This window comes from Flavobacterium cheonhonense (genome assembly GCF_035671315.1).
In the GTDB taxonomy this organism is placed as follows: Bacteria; Bacteroidota; Bacteroidia; order Flavobacteriales; family Flavobacteriaceae; genus Flavobacterium; species Flavobacterium cheonhonense.
On record NZ_JAXAVY010000009.1, the window covers coordinates 1 to 15,904 of the forward strand.

Here is a 15,904-nt window from a genome sequence, read left to right on the forward strand (position 1 = left end):
CAAACGTTTCACTGTTGAAGCTCCGGCTCCGGTAGTGTTCAACTGTGGTAACAATGTAACTGTTGCTTCTTGTAGCTCTCAAGCTGATGTAAATTCAGCTTGGAATGCGTTCTTAGCTTCAACAACTGCAACCGGCGGTTGTGGTGGTACATTGACTAACAATGCGCCTGCTAACGCACCTTCAATTTGTGGTGGTTATGTAGATGTTACTTGGACATACACCGTTGACTCTTGTGGTCAAGAAAGTGGTTGTGGTAGCAACAATACTATGACTTGTACCAAACGTTTCACCGTTGAAGCTCCGGCTCCGGTTGTATTCACTGGTGCAAACGATGTTACAATTGCATCATGCAGTACTCAATCTCAAGTAAATGCCGCTTGGGCTGCATTTAAATCTTCAGTTACTGCAACCGGTGGTTGTGATGGTATATTAAGCGTAATTGCTCCGGCTTATCCGCCTTCAATTTGTGGTGGTTATGCTGATGTAACTTGGAAATATACTACTAGTTCATGTGGACAACAAAGCGGTTGTGGAAATACTAATTATGTAACTATTACCAAACGTTTCACCGTTGAAGCTCCGGCTCCGGTTGTATTCAATGGTGCAAATGATGTTACAATTGCATCATGCAGTACTCAATCTCAAGTAAATGCCGCTTGGGCTGCATTTAAATCTTCAGTTACTGCAACCGGTGGTTGTGGTGGTACATTAACTGTAATTGCTCCGGCTTATCCGCCTTCAATTTGTGGTGGTTATGCTGATGTAACTTGGAAATATACTACTAGTTCATGTGGACAACAAAGCGGTTGTGGAAATACTAATTATGTAACTATTACTAAACGTTTCACTGTAACTGCTCCATCTCCTGTAGTATTCTCAGGGGCTAATAATGTAACGCTTCCGGCTTGTAGTACTCAAGCAGATGTAAATGCAGCTTGGGCTGCGTTTAAATCTTCAGTTACTGCAACTGGTGGTTGTGGTGGTACATTAACTGTAATTGCTCCGGCTTATCCGCCTTCAATTTGTGGTGGCTATGCTGATGTAACTTGGAAATACACTACTAGTTCATGCGGACAACAAAGCGGTTGTGGAAGCACCAATTATGTAACTGTTACAAAACGTTTCAGAGTAAGTGCTCCATCACCTGTAGTATTCTCTGGAGCCAACAATGTGACACTTCCGGCTTGTAGTTCTCAAGCTGATATCAATGCTGCTTGGACTGCGTTTAAATCTTCAGTTACTGCAACTGGCGGTTGTGGTGGTACATTAACAGTAATTGCTCCGGCTTATCCGCCTTCAATTTGTGGTGGCTATGCTGATGTAACTTGGAAATACACTACCGGTTCATGTGGACAACAAAGTGGTTGTGGAAGCACCAACTATGTAACTGTTACAAAACGTTTCAGAGTAAGTGCTCCAGCTCAAGTAGTATTATCTGGTGCTAATAATGTAACGGTTCCGGCTTGTAGCTCTCAATCGCAAGTAAATGCGGCTTGGGCTTCGTTTAAATCTTCAGTTACTGCAACTGGCGGTTGTGGTGGTACATTAACCAACAATGCACCTGTTAACCCACCTTCATCTTGTGGTGGTTACGTAGATGTAACTTGGACATATAATGTTTCAGGTTGTGGTCAACAAAGTGGTTGCGGAAGTTCTAATGCTGTAACAGTAACTAAACGTTTCACTGTAGCGGCTCCGGCTCCGGTTGTATTCTCCGGTGCTAACAATGTTACTGTAGCTTCTTGTAGCACTCAATCTCAAATTAATGCAGCTTGGGCAGCCTTTAAATGTTCTGTAACAGCTACCGGCGGTTGTGGAGGTACATTAACCAACAATGCACCTGCTAACCCACCTTCATCTTGTGGTGGTTATGTAGATGTAACTTGGACATACAACGTTTCAGGATGTGGTCCTCAAAGTGGTTGTGGAAGTTCTAACACTATGTCTGTAACCAAACGATTCACTGTTGCGGCTTCTCCTGCAGTTGCTTTCAAATGTGGAGGTAATGTAACTATGCCGGCTTGTAGTACTCAATCACAAATCAATGCTGCTTGGTCTTCATTCTTGTGTTCAACAACTGTAAGCGGCGGATGCTATGGAGGGACATTGACTAACAATGCTCCTGCTAATCCACCTTCAGCTTGTGGAGGTTATGTTGATGTAACTTGGACATATACTACACCAGGTGGTTGCGGAACACAATCTTGTACTAAACGATTTACTGTAGCCACTGGCGCTGCTGTAGACGTAACAGGTCCTTCAAGCGTAAGCTACAATGGATGTAATTTTACAAGTCAGTACGCTTTAGATTGTGCTTTTGCTAACTGGTTGTCTCAATTCAGAACATTGAGCGCAGGATGTCCTGCTCCGGGTTGTGGTCCTAGCGGAAATACTGCTGTATTCAGTGGTAGTCCAAGAGTAGCACCAAGATTAATTTATGGTGGCTCAGTTTGTGTGACTTACAGTATTTCAGGAAATTGTAACCAAGACAGTGTTACTGCTACGTTTACAGTAACCAGACCACAAAACTGTCATACGACTTGTAAAACTGATAATGAAAAATCAGACATGGTAAAAGGCTTAACAGTGAAAGCTTACCCTAACCCATTCTCTGAAGTATTCAATATCAGTTGGAACTCTTCAAGCGACGAAAAAGTAGAAGTGTCAGTATTTGACTTGACAGGAAAACAATTAGATCGCAGAGAAGTAAGTCCGTTAGAAGTAACCGAATTACAAATTGGTGATCGTTACCCTAGTGGCGTTTACAACGTAGTAATTACTCAAGGAGATGAAGTTAAAACTCTCAAAGTAGTTAAACGATAATTAACACTTAAGTTCAATAAAAAACCCTTTCCGATTGGAAAGGGTTTTTTTATAGATCAAAAAAAAAAATTAAATACCGACAATCAATTTTATTTCATCAATTATTCTGAAAGCTAAAGCATCAGCGGCCTCTTGTGTAGGTGCTTCAGTGTAAATCCTAATTATCGGTTCTGTATTCGATTTACGCAAGTGTACCCATTCGGAAGCAAAATCAATTTTCACACCGTCTATGGTAGAGATATTTTCGCTTTTGTATTTCTCAGTCATAGCAGCCAAAATAGCATCTACATCAATTTGTGGTGTCAGTTCAATTTTATTTTTACTCATGAAATATTGAGGATAAGACGCTCTTAATTCAGCCACAGTCATATCCAAATTGGCCAAATGCGTTAAAAACAAAGCCACACCTACCAAACTATCGCGTCCATAATGCAACTCCGGATAAATAATCCCGCCATTACCTTCTCCGCCAATAATGGCATTAGTAGACTTCATCATTTCAACCACATTAACTTCTCCTACCGCACTGGCTTGGTAACTGCCTCCGTGTTTTTGTGTAATATCTCTTAGCGCACGCGAAGAAGACATATTGGAAACGGTGTTGCCCGGTGTTTTACTCAACACATAATCGGCACAAGCTACCAAAGTATATTCCTCTCCAAACATTTCGCCGTCATTGGAAATAAAGGCCAATCGGTCTACATCAGGATCCACTACAATTCCGAAGTCGGCTTTTTCTTCGACCACTAATTTACAGATATCACCCAAATGTTCTTTTAAAGGCTCAGGATTGTGTGGAAAATGCCCATTAGGCTCACAGTACAATTTAACACATTCCACACCCATTTGTTCCAACAACTTCGGAATAATAATCCCGCCGGAAGAATTCACGCCGTCTACAACAACCTTAAATTTTCGCTTAGCCACCGCTTCAGCATCAACTAAAGGCAATTCTAAAACCTCATCTATGTGAATATCCATATAAGCATCATTGGCTGTAACTTCACCTAAACTGTCTACATCAGAAAAGTTAAAAGCTTCTGCTTCTGCAATTTCTAAAATCTTAGCACCATCGGCACCACTTAAAAATTCACCTTTAGCATTCAGCAACTTCAAGGCATTCCATTGTTTCGGATTGTGTGAAGCAGTTAAAATAATTCCGCCATCGGCTTCTTCTAAAGGAACAGCTACCTCAACCGTTGGTGTGGTCGACAATCCCAAATCGATGACATCAATTCCCAATCCAACCAATGTATTCACCACTAAATTGTGAATCATTGGCCCGGAGATACGAGCATCGCGACCAATTACCACTTTAAGTTTTTCTTTTTGAATGTTATTTTTCAGGAAAGTACCGTAGGCCGAAGCGAATTTCACGGCATCAACCGGCGTTAAATTGTCACCGACTTTTCCTCCTATAGTTCCTCGAATACCCGAGATTGATTTTATAAGTGTCATTTTTTGTTTTTTTGTTTTAAGTACAAATATAGAAAAGTTCCTGAGTGGCTTAGTGGACGAGTTGCTAAGTTTTTTCTATATTTACGATAACAAAGCTCAGTTACATGGTAACTCAGCTACTCAGCTACTCAAAAAATGAATTTCCTAGCCCACATCTATCTTTCCGACGACAACGATTTGCTTAAAATCGGGAACTTTATGGCCGATAGTATTCGCGGACACCAATACGAAGCCTATCCGACCGAAATAAGAAAAGGCATATTATTACACCGATCCATTGACAGTTTTACCGATATGCATCCGATATACCGCCAAAGCAAGCACCGATTACACGAAAAATACGGCCATTATTCCGGTGTGATTATGGACATCTTTTACGATCATTTTTTGGCAAAAAATTGGAATTTCTATTCGGATGAAAAACTGGAAGACTATGCGGACAACTTCTACACGCTACTCAAAAACAATTATGATGTACTAACCGAAAGAACCAAAGGCATGATTCCGTATATGATTGGTCGCAATTGGCTAGTCAGTTACGCTTCTATCGAAGGCTTAGAAATGATTTTATTCCAAATGGATCACCGTACAAAAAATCGAGTAGCCATGCATGAATCCATCATTGAATTGCAACAATTTTACACCGAATTTGAAACCGAATTCCAATTGTTTTTTGAAGAATTACAAGAACATTGTCGCAAAAAATTAGCTGAAATTTAAGCTTGATTTTTACAATTGCTATCCCATTTGTTTTTTGAAATCGTATCTTAGCCGTTCAAATGATTGATCAAAATGCCTTCAAACAAAGCTTCCCTTTTTAAAATTGTTTTCCGAAGTATTTTCAGAAGAGCCGAAAACCTGGTTTTTCTTTTGAAAGACAAACTCAACGAGAGAAACTTTATCTATTTCGCTTGCGTTGCTGTGGCCATTACTTGTTCATTTGCTGTAATTCTGCTTAAAAGTTTTGCGCACAACATTTTTTTGTTGGCCAACGACATCAATGGCTTCTTAAAGTTGCCTTACATCAACAGTCTATTACCCATTGCCGGAATTTTACTAACGGTATTTGTGGTTCGCAATTTCCTAAATAATCATATCGAAAAAGGAAGTTCTAAAGTGCTTTACGCAGTAGCCAAAAAAGGCGGTATTATGCCCAAAAAGCAAATGTACGCACAAATAGTAACCAGCTCCTTAACCGTTGGACTTGGCGGTTCCGCCGGATTAGAAAGCCCAATTGTAATTACCGGTGCAGCCTTTGGTTCCAACTTTGCTCAGAAGTACCATTTGTCGCAAAAAGACCGCATCTTACTCTTGGCTTGTGGTGTAGCAGCCGGAATTGGTGCAGCGTTTAATGCGCCTATTGCCGGAGTTTTGTTTGCTATTGAAGTAGTTTTAACTGATATCTCCATAGCCGCTTTTATCCCTATCATTATTTCTGCGGCAACCGGTGCTTTGATCTCTACTATTTCTTTAAGCGATGACGTAATTCTGAACTTTCAACAAAAATTACAATTCGATTACCACAATACCCCTTACTATATTTTGTTGGGCGTTTTGGCCGGATTGACCTCGGTATACCACGCGCGAAATTTTCAAAAAGTGGAAAAATTCTTCGGCTCTTTTAAAAATAAAGGATATCGCAGGGCTTTGTTTGGGGCAACATTACTAGCCATACTCATTTTCTTTTTTCCGACACTATTCGGTGAAGGTTATGAAAGCATCCGAACTTTAACTTCCAAAAATCCCGAAATTTTACTCGACAACACTATGCTCGAGCGTTTCAAAAGCGAATGGGTTTTATTGGCATTCGTGGGTGTAACGATGTTACTGAAAGCTTTTGCCACCGGATTAACACTGGGAAGTGGCGGAAACGGTGGAAACTTTGCGCCCTCGCTATTTGTAGGTTCTTATTTAGGCTACTTTGTGGCCAAATCTATTAATTTACTTAACTTCACACATCATTTGCCCATTGCCAACTTTACTATTGTTGGTATGGCCGGAATCCTGAGTGGCTTGTTTCATGCGCCTTTGACAGCCATCTTCCTTATCGTAGAAATTACCGGTGGTTACGATTTAATGGTACCACTAATGATAGTATCTTCCATCAGTTTTGCGGTGTCCAAACAATTTGAAAAACACTCTATGGATGTGAAAGGCTTAGCCGATAAAGGTGAAGTTTTCACCAGCGACAAAGACAAAAACATCTTGCAAAGTATTGATTTTTATAATTTGGTCCAACAAAACTATAAAACCCTGAATCTTAAAGATTCACCTAAAACTGTAATAGAAATTTTCTCAACCAGTGACCAAAAAATAATTCCGATTGTAGATGAAGACAAATCGCTTATAGGCTTGATTGATTTTGAAGACGTGAAAGCTTTTATCTTTAATCCGAATCATGTCAAGTTTATGACCTTATCGGAAATCATGAGTCAACCCAAAGAGTTAGTCCTTTTTGAAGACAAGCCCGAGAAAATCATGAAACTGTTCGAAACTTCCGGCACCACTATTCTACCGGTAATTTTCAAAGGAAAATACTTCGGATTTCTCTCTAAAATTGATGTCCTTGAAAGCTATCGTCACCGATTGAAAGAGATGATAATCGAATAGTTTTTTAACAACAACTTCTCAATTGTCTATTCGATAATTCTTTTCAAAAGCTTACCTTTGCTTCCGAAATTTCGGAATGCCAAATTGCTATGCTAGAAACAGAAAATACGATTGAAGTTCTCGGTGCCCGTGTGCATAATTTAAAGAACATTGACATTACCATTCCCCGTGAAAAATTGGTTGTGATTACCGGTCTTTCAGGCTCGGGTAAATCGTCATTGGCTTTTGATACCATTTATGCAGAAGGACAGCGTCGTTACATCGAAACTTTCTCGGCTTACGCACGCCAGTTTTTAGGTGGTTTAGAACGTCCCGATGTGGATAAAATTGACGGTCTTTCTCCCGTAATTGCCATCGAACAAAAAACCACCAGCAAAAGTCCGCGTTCCACTGTAGGTACTATAACCGAGATTTACGACTTCCTGCGTTTGCTTTTTGCCCGTGGTGGCGAAGCTTACAGTTATGTTTCAGGTGAAAAAATGGTGTCTTATTCCGATGAGCAAATTAAGGAGTTGATTATCCAAAATTTCAGCGGCAAGCGCATCAATATTTTAGCTCCGGTAATTCGTGCTCGTAAAGGACACTATGCCGAGCTATTCCAACAAATCACCAAACAAGGTTTCCTCAAAGTTCGTGTAAACGGTGAAGTACAGGATTTGTTGCCGGGTATGAAATTAGACCGCTACAAAACCCACGATATCGAGATTGTCATCGACCGAATGGTGATTGAAGCGAATGAAGACAACGAAAAACGATTAGCCGAAAGCATCAAAACAGCGATGTACCACGGCGAAAATGTGTTAATGATTCTAGACCAGGACACTAATGAACTGCGTTATTTCAGCAGAAATTTAATGTGTCCGACCTCCGGAATCTCCTACCAAAATCCGGAACCGAACTTGTTTTCCTTCAATTCGCCTAAAGGTGCTTGCGAGGAATGCAAAGGTTTGGGAACCGTACACCAAATCAACCTCAACAAAATTATTCCAAATCCAAAATTATCCATCAAAAATGGTGGTTTTGCACCGTTGGGCGAATACAAATCATCGTGGATTTTTAAGCAATTGGAAATCATCGGAGAAAAATTCGGATTCTCTTTAACCGATGCCATAGAGACAATTCCGGAAGAAGCCATGCAAATCATCTTGTACGGCGGAAAAGATAAATTTTCAGTAGCGTCCAAAACCTTGGGCATTACTAAAGAATATAAAATTGAGTTCGAAGGCATTTCGAATTTCATCAAAAACCAATACGACGAGAGCAATTCGACTTCAATCAAACGTTGGGCTAAGGACTTTATGGACGAAATTGAGTGTCCGGAATGTCATGGTTCACGATTGAAAAAGGAAGCGATGTATTTCAGAATCCACGAAAAAAACATCTTCGAATTATCGACTATGGATATTTCGGATTTGTCGGCTTGGTTTGACGAATTAAGCCAACATTTATCGGACAAACAAACCATTATCGCCTCAGAAATTGTCAAAGAAATCAAAGACCGTTTGCGCTTTTTGGTGAACGTTGGCTTGAATTATTTGTCCTTGAACCGCAGCTCTAAATCGCTTTCCGGCGGTGAAGCGCAGCGCATTCGATTGGCCACACAAATTGGCTCGCAACTCGTTGGCGTGCTATACATTTTGGACGAACCGAGTATTGGCTTGCACCAAAGAGACAATGAAAAGCTCATTCAATCGCTGGAACAATTGCGCGACATCGGGAACTCGGTTTTGGTGGTGGAACACGACAAAGACATGATTGAACGCGCCGATTATGTAATTGACATTGGTCCGAAAGCCGGGAAATTCGGAGGACAAATCATCAGCCAAGGAACGCCGAAAGAACTTTTGAAAGAACAAACCATTACAGCCCAATACTTAAACGGTCAAATGGCGATTGAGGTGCCGAAAAAACGTCGCGAAGGCAACGGCAAAACCCTCAAACTAAACGGTGCTACCGGCAACAATTTGAAAAATGTTTCGATTGAATTGCCGCTGGGAAAACTCATTTGCGTAACCGGAGTTTCGGGTAGCGGTAAATCGACTTTGATTAACGAAACGCTGTATCCGATTTTAAATGCGCACTTTTTCAATGCTGTAAAAAAACCGCAACCTTATAAAAAAATCGAAGGCTTAGAGCATATCGACAAAGTAATTGATATTGACCAAAGTCCAATTGGCCGTACACCGCGTTCCAATCCGGCTACTTATACCGATGTGTTTTCGGAAATCAGGAGTTTGTTTACCCAAACGCCGGAAGCCATGATTCGAGGCTACAAAGCCGGACGTTTCAGCTTTAACGTTTCAGGCGGACGATGTGAAACCTGTGAAGGTTCGGGTGTGCGTACTATTGAAATGAGTTTCTTGCCGGACGTTTATGTAGAATGCGAAACCTGTCAGGGCAAGCGTTTTAACCGTGAAACTTTAGAGATTCGCTACAAAGGCAAATCGATTTCGGATGTATTGAATATGACTGTGGATGAAGCAGTAACCTTCTTTGAAAACATTCCGAAAATTTATCGAAAAGTCAAAACGATACAAGATGTTGGTTTGGGTTACATTACCTTAGGGCAGCAAAGCACAACCTTATCGGGTGGTGAAGCACAGCGCATCAAGTTGGCGACCGAATTATCAAAAAAAGACACCGGCAATACGTTTTACATTATGGACGAACCTACGACCGGTTTGCATTTTGAAGACATTCGCGTGTTGATGGACGTAATTAACAAATTGGTAGACAAAGGCAACACTATCTTGATCATTGAACACAATATGGACGTCATCAAACTAGCCGATCATATTATAGACGTTGGATTGGAAGGCGGAAAAGGCGGTGGCGAAATCTTGTGCGTCGGAACACCGGAAGAAATCATCAAAAACAAAAAAAGCTATACCGCTCAATTCCTGAAAAAAGAACTAAATTAGCAGGCTGTTTTTAGCCCGGATTGCAATGAAAATCCTTTTGTTTTGTCATGCTGAGCTTGTCGAAGCACAAAACAAAAGATTGTAATGGAAAGCCGGACACGAGCGCAGCGACTGGCGCAGCAAACAGCTTCAAAATAAAATAAAAATTACTATGGCATTTGAACAGTACGAAAATGAAGACCAGAAAATCCAGGAAAAATTAAAGCAAAAAACCTGGAACGAGATAAGAACCAACGACTCTTGGGCGATTTTTAAAATCATGTCGGAGTTTGTGAACGGTTACGAAAGCATGGCGCGCATTGGTCCATGTGTGTCTATTTTTGGTTCTGCCCGAACCAAACCGGATACCAAATACTATTTGCTGGCCGAAAAAATTGCCTATAAAATCAGTAAAGCCGGTTATGGCGTAATCACGGGCGGTGGTCCCGGAATTATGGAAGCCGGAAACAAAGGAGCGCACAACGGAGGCGGGACTTCGGTAGGTTTGAACATTGAGTTGCCTTTTGAGCAACATTTTAATCCGTATATCGACAAAGACAAAAACCTGAACTTTGATTACTTTTTTGTGCGCAAAGTGATGTTTGTCAAATATTCCCAAGGTTTTGTGGTGATGCCGGGCGGCTTTGGTACTTTGGACGAATTGTTTGAAGCGATTACCTTAATCCAAACCAAGAAAATCGGTCGTTTTCCTATTATTTTGGTAGGAAGCGAATTCTGGTCGGGTTTACTGGATTGGATTAAAGCGACTATGATTGAAAAAGAGCACAATGCCAGTCCGGAAGATTTGAACTTGATTAAGATAGTTGACACCGAAGATGAAGTGGTAGAAGTTTTGGACAATTTCTACAAAAAATACAATTTGAGTCCGAATTTTTAAGCTACAGTTTAACCACAATTCCGATGCTTCGGGATTGTGGTTAATTTTTTATTTTACAAGATGTTTTTCAACTCGCTCCATTTTGCCGTTTTCTTGCCCATCGTTTTTTTGATGTATTGGTTTGTGGGTCAGAAATCCAAAATCAACCAAAACTACATTCTGATTTTGGCGAGCTACTACTTCTACTCTTGTTGGGATTGGCGGTTTTTGTTTTTGTTGGTGTTCTCTACACTACTTGACTATTTTTCGGCCATACAAATTGAAAAAAGCGATACACCGCAACGGAAAAAACTTTGGCTTTGGCTTTGTATTTCGATCAATTTAGGATTTTTAGGCATTTTTAAATACTACAACTTTTTTGTCGAATCTTTTGCCGAGTTGTTTACGGCTATCGGCTTTAAAGTCAGCCCACTTTTATTGGACGTGATTTTGCCGGTTGGGATTTCTTTTTACACGTTTCACGGGTTATCGTACATCATCGACATTTATTACGGTCGCATCAAATCGGAAAAAAACTTTGTCGATTATTCGCTGTTCGTGAGCTATTTCCCGTTATTGGTAGCCGGACCAATTGAACGCGCAACGCACTTGTTGCCACAATTGAAAAAGCGACGCAAATTTGATTTCGAAAAAGCCAAAGAAGGCGTTTACCAAATCCTTTGGGGATTGGTAAAAAAAGTGGTTATTGCTGATACTTGTGCGGTGTATGCCAATGGTATTTTTGAAAATTACAACTCGATGAATTCGCTTTCCCTGATGCTGGGCGCCATTTATTTTGCGTTTCAGATTTACGGCGATTTTTCGGGCTATTCCGATATTGCTTTGGGAACTTCTAAATTGTTCGGCATCGATTTGTTGAAAAACTTTAACTTCCCTTATTTCTCGAGAGATATAGCCGAGTTTTGGCGTCGTTGGCACATTTCGCTTTCGTCTTGGTTTAGAGATTATTTGTATATTCCGTTAGGCGGTAGCAAAGGTTCGAAACTATTTCAAATTCGCAATGTGATGATTATTTTCTTGGTCAGCGGCTTTTGGCATGGCGCGAATTGGACGTTTATCGCTTGGGGATTGATTAACGCCCTGTATTTTATTCCGCTGATGGTACTCAACAGAAACCGTAGCAATATGGACAGCTTTAAATTGGCGTTGAATTTTGATTCGCTGCGCATTCTAATCAACATCATACTGACCTTTGCCATTACCTGTGTGGCGTGGATTTTTTTCCGATCTAAAACCATACAAGACGCGTTTGCTTACATCTCCAGAATGTTCACCGAAGGACATTTTACCGAGCAATATTTCAAAATTGAGCGTTACACCACCGAATTGTGGAGCTTATTGCTGATTTTTGTGTTAGTTGAATGGAACTGCCGTACCAAAATTGAACCGATTTCGGGGAAATACAGTTGGGTAAAAATGAGCTTTTGTTTAGCGGCTATTTTGGCCTTAGGCGTGTTTTCGGATTATAAAGAATTTATCTATTTCCAATTCTGATGAAACGATTTTTCCAATTTTTGCTCAAAAGCTTGGCGGTGCTGTTACTCACCATGATCGTGCTGGACGTATTGTATACCGTGGTTTACAAGCAATCGGATGATCGCAATAAAATCAGCCATGTGTACCATTCCGAAAACCAGCAATACGATGTGGTTTTTTTGGGTTCTTCACGCGTTAACAATCATTTTGTTCCGAAATATTTTAACGACAGAGGTTATAAGACTTACAACTTCGGCATCACGCGTTCCCGTTTGGAAGAATCGGCCTTAATGTTAAAATTGATGGTTGAACGCAACTATGTGATAGACACGCTCATCCTTCAGGTAGATTTGAACATCAACACCAATGACCATTCTGAAGCGATACGTTCTTTGTTTATGCCGTACCTTCACCAATCGAAAACCATCCGCGAGCATTACAAAGACATTCCGGAATACAACGAGCTGCTTTTGGTGCCGTTTTACCGCTATATGCATTATGATGCGCGCATCGGATTTAGGGAAATGTACGCTTCACTTGTTCATAAAGAAACCAATGCTTTACATCGCGACGGATTTAATGCTTTAACCAAAAATCAGAGACCAATGGTAGCCGCCGATTTATCGAAATATTATCCGAAGCGCAACAAATCCTATGAAGAAATTAAGGCTGTTTGTAAAGCCAACAATATTCACTTAATAGCCGTGACTACGCCTATGTGTATGAGTACGATTAATCGAGAGTATTTTAACCACATTCAAAAGGTTTATCCTGAGATTTATCGTTTGGAAGATGCGGTGACTGATGACCAATACTTTTCCACTTGCGGTCATTTGAATGAAAAAGGTGCGATAGAATACACTAAAGCTGTTTTTGACCAATTCTTTAAACCCCGAAATTAACGTTGAAACAACTGACCTACATACTTTGTTTGCTTAGCGGTTTGGCTTGGTCCCAACACCATTCGAAATTGGTGGCCGAAGTGAATCCTGAAACCAAAGTGATTACTGTAGTTCAGGAGTTGACTTTCAACAATACCACGAAAGACACACTGACTAATTTTGTTTTAAACGATTGGAATCAGGCGTATCACGATAAAAACACCCCTATGGCCGGTCGGTTTTCGGACGAATTTGACCGAAGTTTTCATTTGGCTAAAGACAAAGAACGCGGCCGAACGTACAATATTACCATCGTCGACGACCAACAATCAATACTGACTTGGGAAAGAGACAACAATTTCCCCGATGTGATACAAGTACGTTTAAAAGAAAAACTGTTCCCTAACCAAAAAGCCACTTTAAAACTCACCTATTCCATTAAAGTGCCCAATGCTAAATTCACAGGATTTGGCTATGGTGATAAAGGAAAAATGACCCTTAAAAATTGTTTCCTTACTCCGGCCCGATATGAAAACAGCGCTTTTGTTAAATACAATAATCTCAACTTAGACGATTGTGTTAATGCTTTGAGTGACTTTGACCTCAACATTAAAATCCCTTCCCATTTGGTGGTGGATACCGATTTAAATGTGATTGAAAAAGAAAACCTCAACAACCAAACACTCTACCGCTGTAACGGAAAAAACCGATTGTTACTGAACCTGTTTTTAGACGACGCCAAAGAGTTTTCGGTGTATAAAAACGAACACGTATCGGTAGTTTCCAATCTCAGAGACGCGCGTTTAACCGATATTCAACGTGCCATTGTAATTGACAAAGTGGTGAACTATGTTGCTGAGAATTTAGGTGCTTATCCGCATGAAAAAATTACGGTTTCTCAGAACGACTACGACCGAAATCCGTTCTACGGTTTGAACCAATTGCCCAATTTTATCAGTCCGTTTCCCGATGAATTCATGTATGAGATTCAGTTTTTAAAAACCTATCTCAACAATTACCTGCACACTACGCTGCAACTCGACCCGCGAAAAGACGCTTGGATTTTCGATGGCATTCAGGTTTACACGATGATGCAATACATAGAAGAATTCCATCCGGAGAGTAAAATGATGGGCAGCGTGGCCAAGATGAAATTGTTGCGCGGCTATAATTTGGTTAGCTTAGATTTTAACGGACAATACAGCTATTTTTACATGTTGATGGCGCGTAAAAACTTAGACCAACCCTTAGGCGCACCCAAAAACACTTTGATCAAATTCAACGAAAAAATCGCCTCTAAATACCGAGCCGGATTGAGCTTAAAATACTTAGACAGTTATTTGGAAAACCAAGTAGTCCCTAACAGTATTCGATCTTTCATCTATTTAAACAAAGAGCGACAAACCAACAAAAATGATTTTGAACTTTTATTAACGAAGAATTCTCCCAAAGCCATTCCATGGTTTTTTGATAAAATCATCAACTCCCGCGACATTATCGATTTTAAATTTGACAAAGTAAGCCGTACTAAAGACAGTATTAGCTTCTCGCTTAAAAACAAAACCGAAACCCAAGTTCCCATCCCAATTTACGGGATTAAAAATAAACAAGTCGTCTTTAAAAAATGGATAGATACTTTCCCTAAAGACAGTCTGTTTACCATTCCAAGAAACGAAGCCGATAAGATTGTCATCAATTACAAAAACGAAGTACCGGAGTTTAATTTGAGAAACAACTGGCAATCGCTGCGTGGCTTCCGGTTGAACAGTCGCCCAATTAAGTTTATCTTTTTCAAAGATTTAGAAGATCCAAATTACAATCAAATAGTATACATTCCGACCCTAGAATATAACTTATACGACGGTTTGTTGCCCGGCATTCGATTCCATAACAAAACCATATTGGACCGACCGTTTAATTTTGATGTTAACCCAACCATTTCCACCAAAACACAAAGTTTGTCGGGTAAAGCCAATTTTGCCGTGAATCAATTCAACCGCAACAGCAGTTTGTATAATATTCGCTACCAACTCAACGGACATTATCTGCATTACGCGCCCGATGCCTATTATACTAAAATCAATCCAATGGTGATTATGCGCTTTCGTCCGGATGATTTCAGAGACAACAAAAAAGAGAATCTTATCTTCAAATACATTATGATTGACCGAGAAAAATCGGCTTTCACTGTAGATGAAAACACAGAGAATTACAAAGTCTTTAATGCCAAATACTACAATGGTAAAACCGAAGTCACCGAGCATTATAACTTATTAGCCGATTTACAATTGTCGGGTTCTTTCGGAAAATTGGGTGGCGAAATTCAATACCGAAAACTCTTCAACGATAAAAGACAACTCAATTTACGTTTGTTTGCCGGTACCTTTTTGTACAATAATAATGTTTCCACTTACTTTGATTTTGGCTTAGACAGACCAACCGATTATTTGTTTGAGCACGATTACTTAGGCCGTTCCGAAACCACGGGTTTGTTCAGTCAACAATCCATTATAGCTGATGGTTTTTTCAAATCGATGTTGGAAGTTCGCAGCGCCAACCAATGGATGACAACGTTAAACGCCAGTACCAATATTTGGAACTGGATTGAAGTATATGGCGATGCCGGTATGATTAAAAACAAAAACACTTCACCACAATTTGTATATGACAGTGGTGTTCGCCTTAATTTAGTTACCGATTACTTCGAATTGTATTTCCCGGTTTACTCCAGTAATGGTTGGGAAATCGGCGAAAAGAATTATGGAGAACGCATCCGTTTCATTATTACTTTTAACCCTGATACCCTTATCGGACTTTTCACCAGAAAGTGGTTTTAACTACTCTCTAACTCTTGCAA

9 protein-coding genes are annotated in these 15,904 nt (G+C 40.2%); 8 read left to right on the forward strand and 1 reads right to left on the reverse strand.

The features are described 5' to 3' along the window. On the forward strand, positions 1-2,824 hold a 2,824-nt coding region (locus SK086_RS13150), incomplete at its 5' end, for a T9SS type A sorting domain-containing protein (RefSeq protein WP_324692240.1). 69 nt (positions 2,825-2,893) lie between these two features. On the opposite strand, the gene glmM is transcribed toward SK086_RS13150, so the two are convergent. Next, complete coding sequence (gene glmM / locus SK086_RS13155) at positions 2,894-4,282, reverse strand: phosphoglucosamine mutase (RefSeq protein ID WP_324692241.1); 1,389 nt, start codon at positions 4,280-4,282, stop codon at positions 2,894-2,896. 135 nt (positions 4,283-4,417) lie between these two features. Here glmM and SK086_RS13160 point away from each other — a divergent pair, with 135 nt between their 5' ends. The 7 genes from SK086_RS13160 to SK086_RS13190 all read left to right on the forward strand — a co-directional run bounded on the left by SK086_RS13160 (position 4,418) and on the right by SK086_RS13190 (position 15,884). Then, positions 4,418-5,002 (forward strand): acyl carrier protein phosphodiesterase, encoded by a 585-nt coding sequence (locus SK086_RS13160; protein WP_324692243.1) that lies wholly within the window; start codon positions 4,418-4,420, stop codon positions 5,000-5,002. Between the two features lie 72 nt (positions 5,003-5,074). Then, entirely contained in the window at positions 5,075-6,892 is a 1,818-nt protein-coding gene (locus SK086_RS13165; RefSeq protein ID WP_290876389.1) for a chloride channel protein, read from the forward strand. 89 nt (positions 6,893-6,981) lie between these two features. Further along, entirely contained in the window at positions 6,982-9,813 is a 2,832-nt protein-coding gene (gene uvrA, locus SK086_RS13170) for an excinuclease ABC subunit UvrA (protein ID WP_324692245.1), read from the forward strand. Positions 9,814-9,964: 151 nt separating this feature from the next. Then, positions 9,965-10,690, forward strand: a complete 726-nt coding sequence (locus SK086_RS13175) for an LOG family protein (protein WP_290876384.1) — start codon at positions 9,965-9,967, stop codon at positions 10,688-10,690. 60 nt (positions 10,691-10,750) lie between these two features. Beyond that, complete coding sequence (locus SK086_RS13180; protein WP_324692247.1) at positions 10,751-12,184, forward strand: MBOAT family O-acyltransferase; 1,434 nt, start codon at positions 10,751-10,753, stop codon at positions 12,182-12,184. After that, a complete protein-coding gene (locus SK086_RS13185) occupies positions 12,184-13,068 on the forward strand; it encodes a hypothetical protein (RefSeq protein ID WP_324692248.1) in 885 nt (294 codons plus the stop codon). Before SK086_RS13180 ends, SK086_RS13185 begins: the two co-directional genes overlap by 1 nt. Positions 13,069-13,070: 2 nt before the next feature. Further along, positions 13,071-15,884, forward strand: coding sequence for an aminopeptidase (locus SK086_RS13190; RefSeq protein WP_324692249.1), 2,814 nt, complete (start codon positions 13,071-13,073; stop codon positions 15,882-15,884). Positions 15,885-15,904 lie beyond the last annotated feature (20 nt).

Coding starts and splice junctions, on each gene's coding strand:
- SK086_RS13160 (WP_324692243.1), top strand. CDS start 4,418: ATGAATTTCCTAGCCCACATCTATCTTTCCGACGACAACGATTTGCTT.
- SK086_RS13185 (WP_324692248.1), top strand. CDS start 12,184: ATGAAACGATTTTTCCAATTTTTGCTCAAAAGCTTGGCGGTGCTGTTA.
- uvrA (WP_324692245.1), top strand. CDS start 6,982: ATGCTAGAAACAGAAAATACGATTGAAGTTCTCGGTGCCCGTGTGCAT.
- glmM (WP_324692241.1), bottom strand. CDS start 4,282: ATGACACTTATAAAATCAATCTCGGGTATTCGAGGAACTATAGGAGGA.
- SK086_RS13180 (WP_324692247.1), top strand. CDS start 10,751: ATGTTTTTCAACTCGCTCCATTTTGCCGTTTTCTTGCCCATCGTTTTT.
- SK086_RS13165 (WP_290876389.1), top strand. CDS start 5,075: ATGCCTTCAAACAAAGCTTCCCTTTTTAAAATTGTTTTCCGAAGTATT.
- SK086_RS13175 (WP_290876384.1), top strand. CDS start 9,965: ATGGCATTTGAACAGTACGAAAATGAAGACCAGAAAATCCAGGAAAAA.